An 18,529-nucleotide genomic window follows, 5' to 3' on the forward strand; every position below is an offset into this window, starting at 1 on the left:
CCAGTCCCCACGCTTGAGGGCGCCGCCGTCCCCGCCGGGGGAGGCCCTTCCGCCCGGATCATCCGGCCGGCTGCGATCACTCGGCTTTGGCGGTCGTCGCGTGCAGTTCGGCAAGATAGGCATTCCATGCATCGGCGCAAGCCGCGCCACACCGCTCGATCCAGCGCGGCAGGATGGTATTGGAGAGCAGGGTCAGGCGGCGGGCGGCGTCGGCCTCGGATTGCGGCACCACCGCCAGCCGGTGGGTCATCGGCCGGCTGCATGCGACGGCGCCGGTGTTGCAGTCGAGCCCGCGAGCGGTGTCGGCCTGGGCCTGCTGCCAGATGCGGCCTTCGAGATCGGCGAGGCCTCCGCGGATCTGGGCCCGCACGTCCTCCGGCAGGGCCATCCAGGCGTTGACGTTGGCGCCGAAGAAGGAAAGCCCCCAGCTGATCGCCATGCTGTGGACGTGGGTGGTGACGTCGCCGAGGCCGATCTCGTGGCCGCTGAGGGTGCCGGTGATGGCGCAATCCACCACCCCCTGCCGCACCGCATCCACCACATCCGCGAACGGCACCACGACGGGAATGGCCCCGAGCGCCTTCATCAGATCGGACTGGGCCACCGAGGAGGTGCGGACCCGGCGGCCGGCGATGTCGTCGAGGCCGCGGAAGCCGGCGCGGCAGAACAGCACCTGCGCCGGATAGGCATAGATGGCGAGCAGCTCGATATCCCACCGGTCGCGCAGGATGTTGATGAGATGCACGCGGAAGGCGGCGACCGTCTTCTTCAGGGTCGCCATGTCAGGGTTGAGGATGGGCAGGTCCACGGCGTTGAGCTCCGGCTCTTCCGCCGAGACCACCGACATGAGGCCGGTGCCGAACGGCACCACGCCGAGCTGCATGAGCTGCAGCATCTCCTGCCCGCGCAGGCCGCCGCTGTCGTTGGGGATGATGGTGGCGACCACGCGCCCGCTGGTGCGCTCGGTGATCTCGCGCTCCCAGAACGGCTGCTCCAGCCGGGTGAACTGGGTGACGCCCCCGAGCCCGCCCACCACCTGCAGCCGGATGGGTTCATTCTTGGCGCGTGCGGGCGAGACCGGAGACAGGGCCATGAGGATGAGGGCGAGGGCGGCCATGAGCTGCCGCAGGCCCGCCCGTGCCGTCCCGATTCGCCCGTGAAACGCCTTCCGCCCGCGTCGCGCCCGCATCTTCCGGCCCCGCCTTCAGGCCAGCCGCCCGCCCCGAACCGCAACGCCGGGAAGGGATATTTCTGTGAGAGTGAGCGCATGGGCGGGGGATGCGCAAGCACAAGCTTGCCCCGTGGATGCCGCTTTCAGCCCTCAATCGGCGGAGGAGCGTTGTGCCTTCTCGTATTTGCGGACGACCCGCTCCCGCTTGAGGCGCGACAGGCGTTGCAGCCAGAAGATGCCGTCGAGCTGATCGCGCTCGTGCTGGTGGCAGACGGCACGCAGCCCCTCGGCTTCTTCCTCCTGAAAGGCGCCGGCGAGATCCTGGTAGCGCACCCGCACGCGGGCCTTCCGCTCCACCTCCTCCACCGCGCCGGGCATGGAGACACTGCCCTCGGCATGGCGGATGGTCTCGGGCGAGGACCACACGATCTCGGGATTGATATAGGTGCGCGGGCCGTCCTCATGGGACAGCTCCAGCACCACCACCCGCGCGGGCACGCCCACATGGGGCGCGGTGATGCCGATGCCCGGCGCGGCGCGCATCGTGTCGAGGAGGTCCGCCGCGAGGTCCGCGAGCGCCGCGTCGAACACCGTCACCGGCGCGGCCGGCAGCCGCAGCCGCGGGTCGGGGAATTTCACGATCTGGCGTACCGCCATGGGGGGCCTCCGTGTCGCGTCCCGATGCCTCCCGTCCGGACGCACAGCGGGGACTCGGGGCAGGGCGGGGATGTAATTTGATACCGCTTGATGGGAGGTTGGGTGCGACGGCCTCGATCTTGGACCCGGCAGGAGCTGAACCCGTCCCGAACCGGTCCCGAATCCCGCCGATTCCCCTGGTGCTACCCCCACTGAACCTGCCGATATCGGCTCCTATTGCGGGCGCCGCTCCCGCTCGTCCCAGCCGCCGATGACGTCCTGTTCCGGCTCCGGCGGACGGGGCATTCCGGCGAGGCGCAGGGTGCGGTCGAGCAGCACTTCGTAGATCGGCCTGCCGCCAAGTCCTTCTGCCACAAGGTTTGCGGTGACGCAGGTGAGGATGGTCGGCAGCAGGAGATCGTAGGCCCCGGTCAGCTCCGCCACCAGCACCATCCCCACCAGCGGCGCCCGCACCGTGGCCGAGAACAGGCCACCCATGGCGGCGATCCCGCAGGCCGCAAGCATCTGGGGCGGAAGGGAAAAAAGGCTCCCGAGCAAGGTCGCGAACAGCACCCCGACCGCCGTCGCCAGCGCCAGGATGGGGGCGAAGATGCCGCCGGGAATGCCGGTGGAATAGCTCGCCATGGTCATGGCGAACCGGATCAGGACGATCCCCGCCAACGTCAGCGCCGGCAACCCCATGCCCGGCAAGGACACCGCCAGCATCTCCCCCCCGAACGTCGCCTCCGGCCGCAGCACCAGCAACGGCCCCACCGCCGCTCCGACCACCACCGGCAGGACATAGGGCGAGACCTTCAAAGCCAGTCCCCGTGCGGCGTCCAGCGAAAAGACCAGCGCCGCATTGAAGGCGATTCCCACCCCTCCGAGAACCACGCCAAGCCCGACGAATGCGGGCAGGAAATGCAGCGGCACGGCGGCCACATCCATCTGCATGTCCGGCGCGGTACCGCCGATGACCTGGGCCACGATGGCGCTCGCCGCCGAGCAGATGATGACCGCGCTATAGGTCCGCAACCCATAGGGAAACTGCCGCCGCGTCTCCTCGATGACGAACAGGATGGCCGCCAGCGGCGCGTTGAACGCCGCCGCCAGACCCGCCGCGGCACCGGCCGCCAGCAGGCCCCGGCTGTCGCGCGTGCTGAGGCCGGCGGCGTCCGAGATGGCCTTGGCGATGGAGGCGCCCATGTGGATCGTCGGACCTTCCCGGCCCGCCACCAGCCCCGACCCGAGGGCCAGCACGCCGCCGACGAACTTCACCGGCAGCACCCGCTTCCAGCGCACCTCGCGCAGGCCTTCCAGCGCGCCCTCGATCTCCTGAACGCCGGAGCCCGCCGCCTCGGGGGCGAAGCGGCGCACCAGGAAGACCGCGAGGGCCACCATCAGAGCGGCGCCGGCCGAGAGGGCGGCATAAAGCTCCGGCCCCTGGAAATGCTCGCGCAGCAGCAGCGGCCACTCGCCGGCCTTCACCGTCGCCCAGTGGAAACCGGCGCCGACGCCGCCCCCGATGAAGCCCACCAGAGCGGCGAGGGCGTAATAGACGATGTCACGGGGCTTCTGGGCGGGCTCGGCGGTTGTCACGCGGGACCTCGGGGCGGGGCAGCTGGGCAGCCTGATGCACTGCAGCAACAGACTTAGCTGAGGCGTGCGGTGGGGGGCAAGGACTACCGACCCGTCCTCGTCCCGCCCCGCCCGGTTTCAAACCGCCTTGAGCGCCGGGGGCGCGGCCGGTCCCAGCATTCGCGGCGATTCCTCGCCGTGGAGGTGGAGCACCCGGTCATGCAGGTCCACCAGAGTGTTGCGATGGCCGATGGAGATGAAGGTGCTCTCCGGCAGACGCTCCCGCAGCAGGCGGTAGAGCGCCGCTTCGGTCGCCTCGTCGACGGCGGACGTGGCCTCGTCCAGCAGCAGCACCTCGGGCTCTTCCAGCAGTGCGCGGGCGATGGAGATGCGCTGCTGCTCACCCAGCGAGAGCTCGTGCGGCCACAGGGCTTCCGCATCCAGCCGGCCGGCGAGGTCGGCGAGGCCGACGGCGGTCAAGGCCTCGGCGATGCGGGCCCGCGGCACATCGGCGACGGGGCGGGGATAGGCGAGGGCCACATCCAGCCGCCCGGCCGGGACATAGGGCTTCTGCGGCAGCACCATGAGGCGATGCTCGGCGTGCCGGTGCACGGAGCCCGTCGAGTAGGGCCAGATACCGGCGATGGCGCGTAGCAGGGTGGTCTTGCCGGCACCGGAAGGGCCGGTGATGAGCACGCATTCCCCGTGCGCGATGTGCAGTTCGTCAGTGGCGAGAAGGGGCGCGCCGCCCGGCAGGCGCACATCAAGCCCACGCAGCGCCAAGGCCTTGGTGGCGGGAAGGGAGGCGAGGCTCTCGGTGGGACGGTTGGTCTGCGCCGCCGCGATGGCCTTCTCGAAGCCGGTGAGCCGCTGCACGACCGAGGTCCATTCCGCCAGCGTCACGTAACTGGAAATGAAGAAGGAGAACGATCCCTGCACCGAGGAGAATGCGCTCGCCGTCTGCATCAGCTGGCCGAGCTGGATCTGGCCGGAGAAATAGGCCGGAGCCACCACCACATAGGGGAAGATGGTCGAGATCTGGTTGTAGCCGGCGGTGAACCAGGTGAGGCGCTTCTGCGCCTTCATCAGCTCGACGAAATTGCCGAAGATGTGGGAGAAGCGTCCCTCGAGCTTGCGCTCTTCGGCCTGCGCGCCATCCAGAAGGGCGATCTGCTCGCCATTCTCGCGCACCCGCACGAGATCGACGCGGAAGTTCGCCTCATAGCGCTGCTGCTCGAAATTGAGCTTCACCAGCGGCCGGCCGATGAAATGGGCGAGGAGCGTTCCGCCCGCGGCATAGATCAGCGCTGCCCAGAACAGGTAGCCCGGCACGTTCAGCTCGCGCCCGAACAGATGGAGCGGCAGCGAGCCGGACAGATTCCACAGGATGACGGAGAAGGAGATGAGGGACACCACGGTGCCGAGCAGGCCGACGCCCACCGAAATCGTGCGGCTGATGAAGGACTGCACATCCTCGGCGATGCGCTGGTCGGGATTGTCCGCCTCATCGCCGCCGAGCCGCAGGCGATAGTGCACGTCGTCACCCAGCCATGCGCCGAGATAACGCCGGGTGAGCCAGCGCCGCCAGCGCACCTCCAGCCACTGCTTGAGGTAGATCTGGTAGACCGCCACGACGATGGCGCCTGCGGCGATGGCGCAGAAGATCAGGATCTGCGTCTTGAACGCGGCGAAATCCTTCTCCTGTATGGCGTTGTAGAACGCGACGTTCCACTCGTTCAGCATCACCGTGGCGAACACCCACGCGAGCTCCAGAGCGATCACCGCGGCGAGGAGGCCGATGGCGATCCAGCGTTCCTCGCTCTTGAAATAGGGCACGGCGAGGCGGCGGATGTCGCCGAGAAGGGATAGAAGGGCACGCAAGGCCGGGCTCTCCGGGAGGGCTTCGCGGCAAGCATTGAACCCCCGCGCATGACTGAACCATGGCCGCAGGATGAAGGATTGGAAAGGTGCCGGTGGGGCAGGGGAGGCGGGCAGGAATGAGGGAAAGGAATCGGGAATAACGGGCGTTACAGACAGGATTGCGAAAATTGTCTGTAAAAGATAGAAGTTACAGACAGGAATCGAAACCATGTCTGTAGCTCTCAAGCCCATCCCGCTGCCCCTCCAGACGCTCTATGCGGAACTCGTGCAGCAGGTGCATGGGGTCGTGGAGCGACCGGCATCGCTCTACCGGCGCGACATAAAGGGCGTCGAATACGTCTACGCCAAGCGCCCGGTTGGCTCCACCCGGCGCGACCTCTTCATAGGCAAGGCCGACGATCCGCAAGCGGCGGAGCGCATCGGCCTGATCGAGGAGGAGAATAGGGCCGCGAAGGTCCGCTCCACCCTCATCTCCACCTTGCGGCGCGCGGGCATTCCATCTCCGACGGCAGCCCTGTCGCAGGTGCTCGACGCCCTTGAAGAGGCAGGATTGTTGCGGCAGGCGGTGGTGGTGGGAACGGCCGCCTATCAGTGTTATTCGGCGCCGGTCGGTCACGCGCTGCCGGCCTCTGCCATGATGACGCAGGACGCCGACCTCGCCACGGCCAGTCTCGCCATCAGCGCTGTCGATGCGGGAGAGACGCTGGAAACCGTTCTGAAACGGGCCGATCCGAGCTTCCGGCCATTGCCCGGCCTCGATCGGGCCGCCCCGCCTTCCCATTTCCGCTCTGCGGCGGGTTTCGTGGTGGACCTTCTCACGCCTCAATACCGACGCACCGATCCCAATCCCATGCTGCTGCCCGCGCTCGCGGCCGGGGCGGCCCCTCTTCAGCACCTTGCATGGCTGATCGACGCGCCGATGGACGCTGCGGTGCTCTATCGCTCCGGCATCGCCGTGCGTATTCCCCAGCCAGCGCGCTTTGCAGTCCACAAGCTCGTCATTGCCCAGAAACGGGGAGGCGATACGGCCAAACGCGCCAAGGATCTGGTGCAGGCCGGTGCCTTGATCCATGCCCTGAAGGCAGCGGACCCGTTCGCCCTGTCCGATGCCTGCGAGGATGCCTGCGCGCAGGGCGTCACCGGCTGGCAGCGCCCCATCGAGCGCTCCCTCCGGGAACTCGGCCTGACACGGGACGAGCTTTGCGCCTGAGCGAGCCGGCACAGCGCCGGCCCAACCTCACGCCTTCTTCACGAATTCCGTGCGCAGCACGAGGCCCTTCACCTTCTCGACCTTGCAGTCGATTTCTTCAGGGTCGCCGGTGAGGCGGATGCCCTTGACCAGCGTGCCGCGCTTCAGGGTCACGGACGTGCCCTTCACCTTGAGGTCCTTGATGAGAGTGACGTTGTCGCCGTCCTTCAGGACGGCGCCGTTGGCGTCGCGGACTTCAATGTCGGACATCTTCCTCAAACCTCCTTGGCCAGCTCGCGCAGGCGGAACTTCTGGATCTTGCCGGTGGAGGTCTTGGGGATTTCCTCGAAAACCACGTGGCGGGGGCACTTGTACGCCGCCAGATGAGCGCGGCAATGGGCGATGATGTCCTCGGCCGTCGCGCTCATGCCGTTGCGCAGCTCGACGAAGGCGACGGGCGTCTCGCCCCACTTCTCATCGGGCTTGGCCACCACGGCGGCCGCGGCGATGGCGGGATGCTTGTAGAGGGCATCCTCCACCTCGATGGAGGAGATGTTCTCGCCGCCGGAGATGATGATGTCCTTGGAGCGGTCCTTGAGCTGGATGTAGCCGTCTGGATGCTTCACCCCGAGGTCGCCCGAGTGGAACCAGCCGCCTGCGAAGGACTTCTCGGTGGCCGAGGGGTTCTTCAGATAGCCCTTCATCACCACGTTGCCGCGGAACATGACCTCGCCTAGCGTCTCGCCATCGGCGGGGACGGGAACCATGGTTTCGGGGTCCATCACGTCGAGGGCTTCCAGCGCGCTGTAGCGCACGCCCTGCCGGGACTTGAGGAAGGCCCGCTGCTTGGCATCGAGCGCATCCCACTCCGCGTGCCAGTCATTGACGACCGCCGGGCCGTAGACCTCAGTGAGGCCGTACACATGGACCACGTTGAAGCCGGCGTCCTGCATGGCGGCAAGCACGGCCTCCGGCGGCGGGGCGGCGGCGGTGATGAACTCCACCCGGCCGGGCAGGGGGCGCTTGTCGGCTTCCGCCGCGTTGAGCAGCGTGGACATCACGATGGGCGCGCCGCACATGTGCGTCACCTTGTGGTCGGCGATGGCGTCGAACATGGCCTTCGCCCGCACCTGACGCAGGCAGACATGGGTGCCGGCCACCAGCGTGATGGACCAGGGGAAGCACCAGCCGTTGCAGTGGAACATGGGCAGCGTCCACAGATACACCGGATGCTTGCCCAGAGCACACGTCACCACATTGCCGACCGCCAGCAGATGCGCGCCGCGGTGGTGATAGACGACGCCCTTCGGATCGCCCGTGGTGCCGGACGTGTAATTCAGGGCGATGGCATCCCATTCATCGTCCGGCGTCTTCCAGGCGAAGTCTTCGTCGCCGGTGGCGAGAAAATCCTCGTACTCCATCACCCCGATGCGGTCGCCCGGACCGGTGAACTCGGGATCGTCATAGTCGATGACGAGCGGCTTGCAGACGGCGAGGGCGAGGGCCGCCTTGATGACCGGGGAGAATTCGCGGTCGGTGATGAGCACCTTCGCCTCGCCGTGGTCGAGGGTGAAGGCGAGGATGGCGGCATCGAGCCGGGTGTTCAGCGAATTGAGCACCGCGCCCACCATGGGCACGCCGTAATGGGCTTCCAGCATGGCCGGCGCGTTGGGCAGCATCACCGCAACGGTGTCGCCGACGCCGATGCCCACCTTTGCCAGCGCCGAGGCAAGGCGCCGGCTGCGAGCGTAGAAGTCGCGGTAATTGCGCTTCAAATTGCCGTGCAGGATGGCGGTGTGGTCCGGAAAGACGCTCGCGGCCCGCTCGAGGAAGCCGAGGGGCGTCAGCGGCTGGTAGTTCGCCGCATTCCGATCGAGATCCTGGTCGTAGATGCCGGCCATCGTGTCTCCCCCCTCGTCCGAAAGCTTGTGTTCGCGCCGGGATTCCGGTCGAATTGGAGCGCGAACCTAGCCGAGGGCGGCAGGGCGGTGCAATCAGCGGTGCCCGATACCAAAGTACCAGTTCGCCGCATGTGGTTGCAGACCCGGGCGACAAACGTCTTACGCATTTGTGCGAGCTTGCGCTGTAAAAAAGCACCCGGCACTACCGGGCCAAAGAAGACCCTTGAGGGAGACGTCCATGTCCATTGATCGCGCGAGCCGCTACGCGCAGGCCTATGCCGGCTGGAAGACCGATCCGTCCGCCTTCTGGGCCGAAGCTGCCCGCGGCATCGATTGGACCCGGCCGCCGGAGACCATCTTCGATGCCGATGCCGGCGTCTATGGCCGCTGGTTTCCCGATGCGGTGGGCAATGTCTGCCACAACGCCCTCGACCGCCATGTCGCGGCCGGCCGTGGCGATCAGGCGGCACTGATCTACGACAGCCCGGTGGCCGGCACCAAGCGCACGCTCACCTATGGCGAGATGCTGAAGGAAACGGCGACGCTGGCCGCGGTGCTTCAAGACATGGGCGTCACCAAGGGCGACCGCGTTCTGATCTACATGCCCATGGTGCCGGAAGCGATCTGTGCCATGCTGGCCTGCGCCCGCATCGGCGCCATTCATTCCGTGGTGTTCGGCGGGTTCGCCGCCAAGGAGCTCGCCACCCGCATCGAGGATGCCGAGCCGAAGGTGATCCTCGCGGCCTCCTGCGGCATCGAGCCGAACCGCGTCGTGCCCTACAAGCCGCTCCTCGACCTCGCCATCTCCATGTCGGCCGTGAAGCCGGAGCACTGCCTGGTGCTGCAGCGGACCCAGGGGCCGGGCGCGCTTGTGGAGGGCCGTGATCTCGACTGGCAGGCGGCGGTCGATGCCGCAGCCGCGGCAGGCAAGGCCGCCCTCTGCGCCGACATGCGGGCGACCGATCCACTCTACATCCTCTACACGTCTGGCACGACCGGGAAGCCCAAGGGCGTCGTGCGCGACACCGGCGGCTACATGGTTGCGCTCGACTGGAGCATGAAGAACCTCTACGGCATCAAGCCCGGCGAGGTATTCTGGACCGCCTCCGATATCGGCTGGGTGGTCGGCCATTCCTACATCGTCTACGCCCCGCTGATCCTCGGCGCGACCACGCTGGTCTATGAGGGCAAGCCGGTGGGCACGCCCGACGCCGGCGCCTTCTGGCGGGTGATCGAGGAGCACGGCGTCGTCGCGCTGTTCACGGCGCCGACCGCGCTCCGCGCCATCAAGAAGGAGGACCCTGACTGCCTCCTGAAGCAGGGGCGCGATCTTTCGCGCTTCCGCACCCTGTTCCTCGCCGGCGAACGGGCTGATCCCGATACCGTCGTGTGGGCACAGGAGCAGTTGAAGGTCCCGGTAGTTGACCACTGGTGGCAGACGGAGACCGGCTGGGCCATCGCCGCCAACCCCGTGGGCCTCGGCCTCCTGCCCATCAAGCTCGGCTCGCCCACGGTGCCCATGCCCGGCTACGACGTGCAGATCGTGGACGAGGCGTCCAAGCCCGTTCCGGCCGGCACCATGGGCTCCATCGTGGTGAAGCTGCCTTTGCCTCCCGGCTGCCTGCCCACCTTGTGGCAGCAGGACGACCGTTTCGCCGAGAGCTACCTCGCCGAGTTCCCCGGCTACTACAAGACCGCCGACGCCGGCTTCCTCGACGATGACGGCTATGTCTTCGTCATGGGCCGCACCGACGACATCATCAACGTCGCCGGCCATCGCCTCTCCACCGGCGGCATGGAGGAGGTGCTGGCCTCCCATCCGGACGTGGCCGAGTGCGCCGTCATCGGCGTGAAGGATGAGCTGAAGGGCGAGGTGCCCTGCGGCTTCGTCGTGCTCAAGGCCGGCGAGCGGCGCGCGCCGGACGTGATCGAGAAGGAACTGGTGGGGCTGGTGCGCGACCGCATAGGGCCGGTGGCGGCCTTCAAGCTCGCGGTCACGGTGAACCGCCTGCCCAAGACCCGCTCGGGCAAGATCCTGCGCGGCACCATGAAGAAGATCGCCGATCACGATCCCTGGACAGTACCGGCCACCATCGACGACGCGGGTGTGCTGGAGGAGATCGAGGGCGTGCTCAAGGAGCGCGGCATCGCCTGAGCGGGGTGCCGCTTTTTGACCCTATCGAGGCCGGGCGATTGCCCGGCCTTTTTGCGTCCGGCGGCTGGGATTTCGGCCCCAAAATTTCAACGCCTGCCGCCGCCGCGGGAGGGCACATAGCAGCTGTAGCCGATGAAGCACTGGGGATTGTCGCGCGTGGGCACCCATTCCGGGCGGGTCTCCTGGTCGTAGACGCAGAAGCTCTGGTCCCGCACATAGCGATCATAGAGGGTGGGGGAGGTGGCGAGCACCACGGCGCCCTTCGATTGAATGAGGGCCGCGGCCTGGGTGCAGGTGAAGGATCGGCTCTGAGTCTGCGCCGCCGCAGGCCCGGCGAGGGCGGCAAGGCCGGCCGCCATCACAAGGCCGAGAACCGGGCGGACCCGGCTGGTGGTGCACGTCGTCATGGCATCCTCCTTCGTGACGGACCTTTCGAGCCGGTCGTTCCTCACCGGAAGGAATTGTCCCGAGTCGGCACGTAGCAGGTATAGCCCACGAAGCATTGTGGATTGTCCTTCGTCTTGATCCATTCCGGCTTCAGCTGCTCGAAGCCGGAGCAGTAGCGCAGCGAAATCACGTAGCGGTCGAAGATGTTGGGACCCGTGCCCATGACGACGGCGCCCTGGCTCGAGACGAGGCCGGCCGCCGCGGCGCACGTCATCGTGAGGCTGTCTGGCCGCGCCAGCGCGGCGCCGGAGGTGATTGCGGCGAGCGCCGCCCCGGCCGCGACCGACCGCGCAAAGGCGGGGAATCGGTAAGGTTGCATGGCGTCCTCCTTCGGGAGACCTACGAATCCAGACTAAATCCGGGCCTCTGAACGCAGCTTGAAGGCGATTGTTTTTACGAACAATTTACCTTTCGGATCCGGTGACCGCGCCGATAGCCGGCGAAGGGCGGCGAACACCGCTATGTAGCGGTAGCATACTAGGAATTTGGCTCCGAGGCGTGCTGATTTGGGGCGACTGTGGCAAGAATGTTACGGCATTCCGGCGAGACCCCTGCTAGATAGATGTCACTGGACGAAAGGACTTGTGGCCCGAGACGGTCGTCGGTGATTTCGCCCAAAGCACAAGTTACCCAAGCAAGGGGGTTTTGGTCATGAAGCGGTTCCTTCTCGCCACTGTCGCGCTGGCGGCGCTCTCGGCTCCGGCCGCGGCTGCTGACCTGGCGACGAAGTATCCCGTCAAGGCGGTTGCCGTCGTTCCGGTGTTCTCCTGGACCGGCTTCTACATCGGTGGCAACGTCGGTTACGGCGGTGACTCGTTCACCTACGACGTCAACTACTTCGGCTCCCCGGTCGCCTCGGCCAGCCTGAACTCCTCCGGCTTCTACGCCGGTGGCCAGATCGGCTACAACTACCAGTTCGCGAACAACGTCGTGCTCGGCATCGAGACCGACCTGCAGTGGGCCAACATCGCTGGCACCGTCAGCGCTTCCGTCCTCGGCCTGCCGGTCGTGAGCGCTGGCACCACCATCGACTACTTCGGCACGATCCGCGCCCGCCTCGGCTACGCGATCGACCGGTTCCTGCCCTACATCACCGGTGGTGTGGCCTACGGCAAGACCGCGACCACGGCTTCGATCCTGGGCGTGCAGGTGTTCGACCAGTCCAGCACCAACTGGGGCTGGACCATCGGTGCCGGCGGCGAGTTCGCCATCACCAACAACTGGACGTTCAAGGCCGAATACCTCTACGTCGACCTCGGCTCTGCCAACGTGGACGCCGTCGCGATCGCGCCCGGCCTGAGCGCTGGTACGGACTCCAAGTTCAACTCGTTCCGCGCGGGTGTGAACTACAAGTTCTGATCGAAGCTCTGCTTCATCGTGAAGCCCGCTGCCTCGGCAGCGGGCTTTTCTTTTGCCTGCGCGACCCCGGCTTGGCGATCCGATCGCGTTCCGGTCCACGCAGCCGTTTCCGAACCATCAAAGCGCATCAGCGCGCACCGATCCGCCCGGAGCCCGCCACCGCCGCGGTTGTCGCTGAAGCCTCAACTGGGCTAGCGTTGCCCCATGAGCGACGAAATCGCCTTCGACCGAAGCTTTGATGTTCCAGCCGGCCGCCTCGATCAGGTGACGCCGTTGGTCCGGCGCATCGTGGCGCCCAATCCCTCGCCCTTCACTTTCACCGGAACCTGCTCCTACATCGTGGGCAAAGGTACGGTGGCGATCATCGATCCGGGGCCGGATGATCCCACCCATATTGCGGCGCTGCTCGATGCCGTGCGGGGCGAGACCGTCAGCCACATCGTCATCACCCATACCCATCGCGACCATTCCCCCGCGGCGCGCGCCATCCAGGCCGCCACCGGTGCGCCGACTGTTGCGGAGGGGCAACATCGCGCCGCCCGCCCGCTCGCCATCGGCGAGGTGAACCCATTGGACGCCAGCGCCGACATGGACTTCCGGCCGGACGTCGTCCTGCCCGACGGCGAGGCGGTGGATGGTCCGGGCTGGACGCTGACGGGTATCGCGAGCCCGGGGCATTGCGCCAACCACATGGCCTTCGCGCTGGCCGAGGAAGATCTCATCTTCTCCGGCGATCATGTGATGGCCTGGGCCACCTCCATCGTCGCGCCCCCTGACGGCTCCATGGGCGACTACATCCGATCGCTCGAACGCTTCGCGGCGCGTACCGAGTCGGTCTACCTCCCCGGCCACGGCGGGCCTGTGCGCGGAGCCCCGGCGTTCGTGCGCGATTACCTCGCCCATCGCGTGGCGCGGGAGGCCGCGATCCTGCGGGCGCTGGACAGGGAGGTGGAGACGATTCCCGATCTGGTGCGGGGCATCTATATCGGCCTCGACCCCCGATTGGTGGGAGCGGCATCGCTCACTGTTCTGGCGCATCTCGAGCATCTGGTGGCCAGCGGCCGGGTCGTTACCGACGGAACAGCAGCCATCACCGGCCGATTCCGCCGGGCGGCCTGACGCGAGAGAGACCGGCGCGGCCATGTGCGGACGGTTCGTCCAGCTGACGCCCCCGGCGGCCCTCGCCGCCCTGTTTGGGGTTGATCCGACGCTGGCGCCTCTGCCCAACGTCCCGCCCCGCTACAACGCGGCGCCGACTCAGTCTCTCATGGTGGTCCGCCGAAATCCGGAGACGGGGCGACGCCATCTCGATCTGCTGCGCTGGGGATTGGTGCCGTCTTTCGCCAAGGACCCATCCGGCGGCGCCAGTCTCATCAATGCACGTTCGGAGACTGTTGCGGAAAAGCCGACCTTCCGCGGGGCCTGGCGCGTCCGGCGCCGCTGCGTCGTCCCTGCCGACGCCTTCTATGAGTGGAAGGCCGTGGACAAGCGGCGCCAGCCCTTCGTCATTTCCCGCGCCGATGGCTCTCCCATGTCCTTCGCCGGCCTGTGGGAGGGCTGGAAGGATCCCGGCACGGGCCAATGGCTCCGCACCTTCACCATCCTCACCTGCCCCGCCACAGAACGCCTGCGCCCGCTGCACGAGCGCATGCCGGTGATCCTGCACGACTCGGAAATCTCAGCCTGGCTGGAGGGGGAGGAGGGCGCCGCCCTGATGCGATCCTATCCCGGCGAGGCGCTTCGCCTGACCCCGGTTTCGGCCAGCGTCAATTCCGTCCGCAATGAAGGCCCGGGTCTGGTGGAACCGTTGCCGCCCGACGAGGCGGCGGCTGCCGTTGCGCTTCTGGGAACGTCTGCGGTCTGAGACTCAGCGCCGCCGCCGCTCGGCTGCCAAGTCCGCCATCAGCGCCTCGATGCGCTGGGCGTTGGTGCCGAGGTCATGGATGCCGTAGCGGGCGGAGGACCGCACATCGACCCGCGCCCCCTTCGCGGTTGGCCGAATGCGGATCGAGACGTCACTGCGGAAGCCCATGACGGGGGAAACCGCCACGGCCTCGATCTGACCGTCGCGCCGGGTTCCGCGCGGGGGAATCGCATCGAGGATGTGCCAGCGCCGCTTCTGCACCAGGGCAAGGACCGTATTGAACGCCTCTTCCGGCGTCGCCGTGAGGTCGACCGGCTTGATGCCGGGATAGGCCATCCGCTGGGTCTCGGCCGCCGCCGACCCGCCGAAGGCAAGGCTGTTGGCATCCCGGGGGTGGGCCAGCATGAGGGCGCGAAAGCGGGGCGGATCGGTGGGGTCCGTCGCGATATCGGTGAGCTTCGGCAGCATCATGCCACGGGCGAGGACGGCTGCAGGCCCGGCGAGAACCAGACCACCTATGGCGACCGCAGCAATGGCGCGACCTATGCCGAGCCATCCCGTTTCCCAGGTGATGAAGAAGGCGACGATACCCATGGCGGCGGCGATGAGCGCCATGCCGAGCCCCGCGGACAGCGTGGCGATGGCCGGTTGGAAATCCAGCATTCCCGCGCGATAGAGACCGGCAGCAAGCGCCACCACGGGCACCGAGAACAGCGCCAGCCGGAAGCTCCAGCGGGCCAGCGGTGAATAGCGCTCCTCGGTGTAAAGCCGGCGTCTGATCATCCTGCGGCCTGTGGTGCGCGTTCTGCGCCGTTGCCGGTTGGTTAGACCGCGTTTTCGGCGGCGAGGGAAGAGGCTTTGCCCCCCGAGGCGAGGAGGACCTCGGGCAGGTCGTCCACGCTGTCCACCACGAGATCCGCATCGGTGACGAGATCGTCCACCGGCGCCGGCCCGCTGCGCACCAGGATGAAGCGCGCGCCCGCCCCACGTGCGGCCGCAAGGTCGTGGGCACTGTCGCCGATCACCGCCATTGCGTCCGGGTGGTGGCCGAACCGCTCGGCGAACGCCGCCACCATTCCCGGACCGGGCTTTGAGCCGAAGCCGGAATCATAGCCGTGAACCGCGTCGAGGAGATCAAGAAAGCCGAGGGCTGCCGCCTGCTGACGGGCGTTCTCTTCCGCGTCATTGGTGACGATGCCGAGGGCGAAGCCTGCCGCCTTCAGCCGTTGCAGCGCCCGGGCGGGATGGCCGATGGGCGTGAGGTTGGCGAGGCCCTCGGCCGCGAACAGGCGATCAATCTCCGCGAGGAAGCCGGCATCGGCCGGGCGGCCCAGAGCGTGAGCCCAGAGCGGGCCATAATGGGCCGACGAGCCGGAAACGAGGGGCGAGGTGGGCAGGAAGCGTTCCTCGTCGGGGAGATAGTGGCTCACCGCCTCGAGCCGGGCGACGGCATGGGCGTCATCGCGCGCCATCTGCCGCATGACCGCACCGGCCGCCCGACCCCAGGTGCGGTCGAAGTGAACCAGGGTGCCGTCCTTGTCGAAAAGCAGCGCGGTCAGATCCTGCATGGGTTCATCCGCTGGGCGGGGAGGGGCACCCGCAGGCCGGCTCGACCGCAGCGGAGGACGTCTTTAGTATCACGTGTATGTCATCCAGACGACCCGCCGCTCCGAGCCGTTCCCTGACCATGCCCGACGCAGCGCTGCGGAGGGCGGTGCCGTGGAGGGCGGGGATGCCGCTCGCCGTATGCATCGGCCTGGTTGCATTCACGATGCCCGGCCCATCAAGCGCGGCGACCCCGCTGCCACCCGTCAAGCCCAAGGATCTTAAGGCGTCCTCCTCTTCGGCGGTTGCGCGGATGCCCTCCCTGCGCGCGGCCCCGCTTCCGCCGCGGCGCCCGCCGGAACTGGCGGAGGAGGACGGCGCGGCAGAGGCCGATGGGCAGGACGCCGCGCGGCAGGAGGGACCGGTGGACGTTGGCAGGGCAGATCGCTTCGTGCGGGATCCCGTACGGCCTGGGCAGCGGCCTCAGGTGGCCTCGCGGGAGACGGCGCCCGACGCCGCGGTGACCTCCGGCGGCCCGAGAGTCCCGACTCCATCGGCCGTATCTCCGAGCGTGGTGCCGTCGGCACCGGCCGGTCCCATGGTGATGCCCGCGGCCTGCGCCGATCTGGTCGCGGAGGGGGCGATCGAAGCCAGCCTCGAGACGTCCCTCACTCCCAGTCCAGTCTGCGGCGCGTTCATTCCGGTCAGACTGACCGCGGTTCGGCTGGCCGACGGACGGATGCTTCCGCTGAAGCCGGCGGCGATCTCGCGATGTGAAATGACCATGGCTGCCGCGGCGTGGATGAGTGAGGCGCTGGCCCCCGCCGTCGCTGCCGCCGGCGGGGAGCTGACGGCGATCCGCATCGCCGATTCCTACAATTGCCGCCCGCGCAACCGGGTGGCGGGCGCCAAGATGAGCGAGCACGGCCGCGGCAATGCGGTGGATGTGGGCGGCTTCGAGCTGGGCGACGGACGGGTGTGGACGGTCGCGAAGGGGGGCCTGCCGATGGCCCTGCGTGCGTCCATGAAGGACAGCGCCTGCACCCGTTTCGCCACGGTGCTCGGCCCCGGCTCAGACGGTTATCACGAGGATCACATCCATGTGGACCTCGCCCAGCGCCGGAATGACTTCAAGCTGTGCCACTGGAATCTCGACGCCGGTTCAGCCGTGGCATCGCGCAAGGACAAGCCTGCGGCGACCGCTCCGGCGGCTTCGACCGGGGGAGGAGATGACGAGGCGGCGGAGAAGGCCGGGGCAACCGCCGCCGGGAATGCCGAGTCCGAGCCCCAGGCCCAGAGTGCGCCACTTCCTCCGCCCAAGGGCGGGGCTGCAACCGGCAAGCCCACTACCGGCAAACCCGCTACCGGGAAGGGCACGGCCAAAAGTGACGCGCCGGGCGCGGATCGCGCCGCAAAGCCCGGCCAGACGAAGACCTCCCCACCCAAGAATACTCAGACCAAGGACAGTGGCGCAAAGGGCTCCCAGCCAAAGCAGGGTCAGGCCGACTGAAGGCTTCACAGTCTTCCGTAAGGAGAGCGCGCAAACAAAAAAGGGCGCGGCCGAGCCGCGCCCTTTTTGCGTCAGACAGACGTAAGGCTCAGAGCACCACGACCTCGGCGCCAACCGGAACCCGGCTGTAGAGATCGATCACGTCCTCGTTGAGCATGCGGATGCAGCCCGAGGAGATCGCCTGGCCGATGTATTCCGGCTGGTTGGTGCCGTGGATACGGAACAGGGTGTCCTGATTGCCCTGGTAGAGGTACAGGGCGCGGGCGCCCATGGGATTGTGGGGGCCGGGCGCCACATAGGAGGGCAGGCCGGCAATGCGCTGGTGGATTTCCGGCGTGGGAGTCCAGCTCGGCCATTCGGTCTTGCGACCGACCTTGGCCTGGCCGCGGAAGGCGAGGCTTTCCTCGCCGACGGTCACGCCGTAGCGGATCGCCTTACCGTTGCCTTCCACGTAGTAAAGGTACTTGTTCGGGGTATCGACGACCACCGTTCCCGGCTTCTTGTTGGTCGGATACTCAACGATATGCCGCGCATACTGACCCGAAGGCTTCACATTCGGGTACGGCTTGTTTGCAAGAAGCTGCTTGTCACGCGCCGTCATCGCCGTTTCCGGCGCCGGCGCAATTGTCTCGGACACGCAGCCGCTGAGCATCAATCCCGTCAGCAGTGCCCCGACGACCCGCCACATCATAGCTCGCCTCTTTAACTCTTCCCTTGACGCACAAGGAGGATTCGACCCGCAAAAATGAATTAACCCAATGTCCGCTCCGCTAGAAGGGTGTTCAGTTGAGGAGCGGATGCTTGTGAGAAAGCGTTGCAGAAATGCCTCACAGATTGCCCTTTCGGCACCCTCTTTGGAGTTTCGCAAGCTTTGGGGCGCCTACTCTTCGTATGACCGCGGAGAAGTCGCATCGGCTGCACAGTTTTGACGCAGTTGATCGCCATCTCTGGAAGGGTCACGCGAAGGTGCCGCTGCGTAACGGCGCACCACACAGGAGTTGGGACATGTCTACCGGACACCAAGGGCTCAGCCCCCGGGAGGAATCGGATCTGAAGCGTACGGCGCAGAGCCAGCAGTGGCGCGACATCGGCATTTCCGCCGTCGCCGCGGCCGCCCAGCAGGCGAGCGACAAGAAGGCGGTCGAGGCCAAGGCGGCGCAGGCCAACAAGGTCGTCACCCTCAAGGACATCGACTTCCTCGCCGCCTGAGGCGGGAGCGATGGTCCACCCGGAACCGGCGCGGGGGCCGGACCGGGGTGGTGAAAGCGGTGCGCTGGCCGCAAGATGTCACGC

The 18,529-nt window shown here is 67.3% G+C and carries 18 protein-coding genes; 7 read left to right on the plus strand and 11 right to left on the minus strand.

Features of this window, described 5'->3' with window-relative positions:
- Nucleotides 1-76: 76 nt before the first annotated feature.
- From ACE3QW_RS18860 to ACE3QW_RS18875, 4 genes are all read right to left on the minus strand, one after another.
- Nucleotides 77-1,117 (minus strand): TRAP transporter substrate-binding protein, encoded by a 1,041-nt coding sequence (locus ACE3QW_RS18860; RefSeq protein WP_374253205.1) that lies wholly within the window; start codon nt 1,115-1,117, stop codon nt 77-79.
- A gap of 204 nt (nt 1,118-1,321) precedes the next feature.
- Nucleotides 1,322-1,828, minus strand: coding sequence for a peptide deformylase (locus ACE3QW_RS18865; protein WP_029555769.1), 507 nt, complete (start codon nt 1,826-1,828; stop codon nt 1,322-1,324).
- Nucleotides 1,829-2,041: 213 nt separating this feature from the next.
- The gene (clcA, locus tag ACE3QW_RS18870) at nt 2,042-3,406 is read right to left on the minus strand and encodes a H(+)/Cl(-) exchange transporter ClcA (protein WP_374253207.1); all 1,365 of its coding nucleotides are present in this window, start codon (nt 3,404-3,406) and stop codon (nt 2,042-2,044) included.
- Nucleotides 3,407-3,523: 117 nt separating this feature from the next.
- The gene (locus tag ACE3QW_RS18875) at nt 3,524-5,266 is read right to left on the minus strand and encodes an ABC transporter ATP-binding protein/permease (protein ID WP_374253209.1); all 1,743 of its coding nucleotides are present in this window, start codon (nt 5,264-5,266) and stop codon (nt 3,524-3,526) included.
- A gap of 208 nt (nt 5,267-5,474) precedes the next feature.
- Here ACE3QW_RS18875 and ACE3QW_RS18880 point away from each other — a divergent pair, with 208 nt between their 5' ends.
- Nucleotides 5,475-6,476 (plus strand): GSU2403 family nucleotidyltransferase fold protein, encoded by a 1,002-nt coding sequence (locus ACE3QW_RS18880; protein ID WP_374253211.1) that lies wholly within the window; start codon nt 5,475-5,477, stop codon nt 6,474-6,476.
- 27 nt (nt 6,477-6,503) lie between these two features.
- Here ACE3QW_RS18880 and ACE3QW_RS18885 read toward each other — a convergent pair whose 3' ends face one another.
- Nucleotides 6,504-6,716, minus strand: coding sequence for an alkylphosphonate utilization protein (locus tag ACE3QW_RS18885; RefSeq protein ID WP_024280870.1), 213 nt, complete (start codon nt 6,714-6,716; stop codon nt 6,504-6,506).
- Nucleotides 6,717-6,730: 14 nt separating this feature from the next.
- Nucleotides 6,731-8,356, minus strand: a complete 1,626-nt coding sequence (locus ACE3QW_RS18890) for an acyl-CoA synthetase (RefSeq protein ID WP_374253213.1) — start codon at nt 8,354-8,356, stop codon at nt 6,731-6,733.
- Nucleotides 8,357-8,594: 238 nt separating this feature from the next.
- Here ACE3QW_RS18890 and ACE3QW_RS18895 point away from each other — a divergent pair, with 238 nt between their 5' ends.
- Nucleotides 8,595-10,511, plus strand: a complete 1,917-nt coding sequence (locus ACE3QW_RS18895) for a propionyl-CoA synthetase (RefSeq protein ID WP_250167439.1) — start codon at nt 8,595-8,597, stop codon at nt 10,509-10,511.
- An 86-nt stretch (nt 10,512-10,597) separates the two neighbouring features.
- Here the strand turns inward: ACE3QW_RS18895 and ACE3QW_RS18900 are convergent, their stop codons facing one another.
- Entirely contained in the window at nt 10,598-10,918 is a 321-nt protein-coding gene (locus ACE3QW_RS18900; RefSeq protein WP_029555764.1) for a hypothetical protein, read from the minus strand.
- Between the two features lie 41 nt (nt 10,919-10,959).
- Nucleotides 10,960-11,277, minus strand: coding sequence for a hypothetical protein (locus ACE3QW_RS18905; protein WP_029555763.1), 318 nt, complete (start codon nt 11,275-11,277; stop codon nt 10,960-10,962).
- A gap of 332 nt (nt 11,278-11,609) precedes the next feature.
- On the opposite strand from ACE3QW_RS18905, the gene ACE3QW_RS18910 reads away from it, so the two are divergent.
- From ACE3QW_RS18910 to ACE3QW_RS18920, 3 genes are all read left to right on the plus strand, one after another.
- Nucleotides 11,610-12,317, plus strand: a complete 708-nt coding sequence (locus ACE3QW_RS18910) for an outer membrane protein (protein ID WP_374253216.1) — start codon at nt 11,610-11,612, stop codon at nt 12,315-12,317.
- A gap of 204 nt (nt 12,318-12,521) precedes the next feature.
- Entirely contained in the window at nt 12,522-13,436 is a 915-nt protein-coding gene (locus tag ACE3QW_RS18915; RefSeq protein WP_374253218.1) for an MBL fold metallo-hydrolase, read from the plus strand.
- Between the two features lie 22 nt (nt 13,437-13,458).
- A complete protein-coding gene (locus ACE3QW_RS18920) occupies nt 13,459-14,181 on the plus strand; it encodes an SOS response-associated peptidase (RefSeq protein WP_374253220.1) in 723 nt (240 codons plus the stop codon).
- A 3-nt stretch (nt 14,182-14,184) separates the two neighbouring features.
- On the opposite strand, the gene ACE3QW_RS18925 is transcribed toward ACE3QW_RS18920, so the two are convergent.
- Both ACE3QW_RS18925 and ACE3QW_RS18930 read right to left on the minus strand, forming a co-directional pair.
- A complete protein-coding gene (locus ACE3QW_RS18925; RefSeq protein WP_024280863.1) occupies nt 14,185-14,964 on the minus strand; it encodes a DUF1499 domain-containing protein in 780 nt (259 codons plus the stop codon).
- A 41-nt stretch (nt 14,965-15,005) separates the two neighbouring features.
- On the minus strand, nt 15,006-15,749 hold the full coding sequence (locus ACE3QW_RS18930) for an HAD family hydrolase (protein WP_374253221.1): 744 nt from the start codon (nt 15,747-15,749) through the stop codon (nt 15,006-15,008).
- 575 nt (nt 15,750-16,324) lie between these two features.
- Here ACE3QW_RS18930 and ACE3QW_RS18935 point away from each other — a divergent pair.
- Nucleotides 16,325-17,236 (plus strand): extensin family protein, encoded by a 912-nt coding sequence (locus ACE3QW_RS18935; RefSeq protein ID WP_374253223.1) that lies wholly within the window; start codon nt 16,325-16,327, stop codon nt 17,234-17,236.
- Between the two features lie 88 nt (nt 17,237-17,324).
- Here the strand turns inward: ACE3QW_RS18935 and ACE3QW_RS18940 are convergent, their stop codons facing one another.
- Entirely contained in the window at nt 17,325-17,927 is a 603-nt protein-coding gene (locus ACE3QW_RS18940) for a L,D-transpeptidase (protein ID WP_029555757.1), read from the minus strand.
- 314 nt (nt 17,928-18,241) lie between these two features.
- On the opposite strand from ACE3QW_RS18940, the gene ACE3QW_RS18945 reads away from it, so the two are divergent.
- Nucleotides 18,242-18,445 (plus strand): hypothetical protein, encoded by a 204-nt coding sequence (locus ACE3QW_RS18945; RefSeq protein WP_024280859.1) that lies wholly within the window; start codon nt 18,242-18,244, stop codon nt 18,443-18,445.
- Nucleotides 18,446-18,529 lie beyond the last annotated feature (84 nt).

The organism is Xanthobacter sp., from assembly GCF_041911315.1.
In the GTDB taxonomy this organism is placed as follows: domain Bacteria; phylum Pseudomonadota; class Alphaproteobacteria; order Rhizobiales; family Xanthobacteraceae; genus Xanthobacter; species Xanthobacter aminoxidans.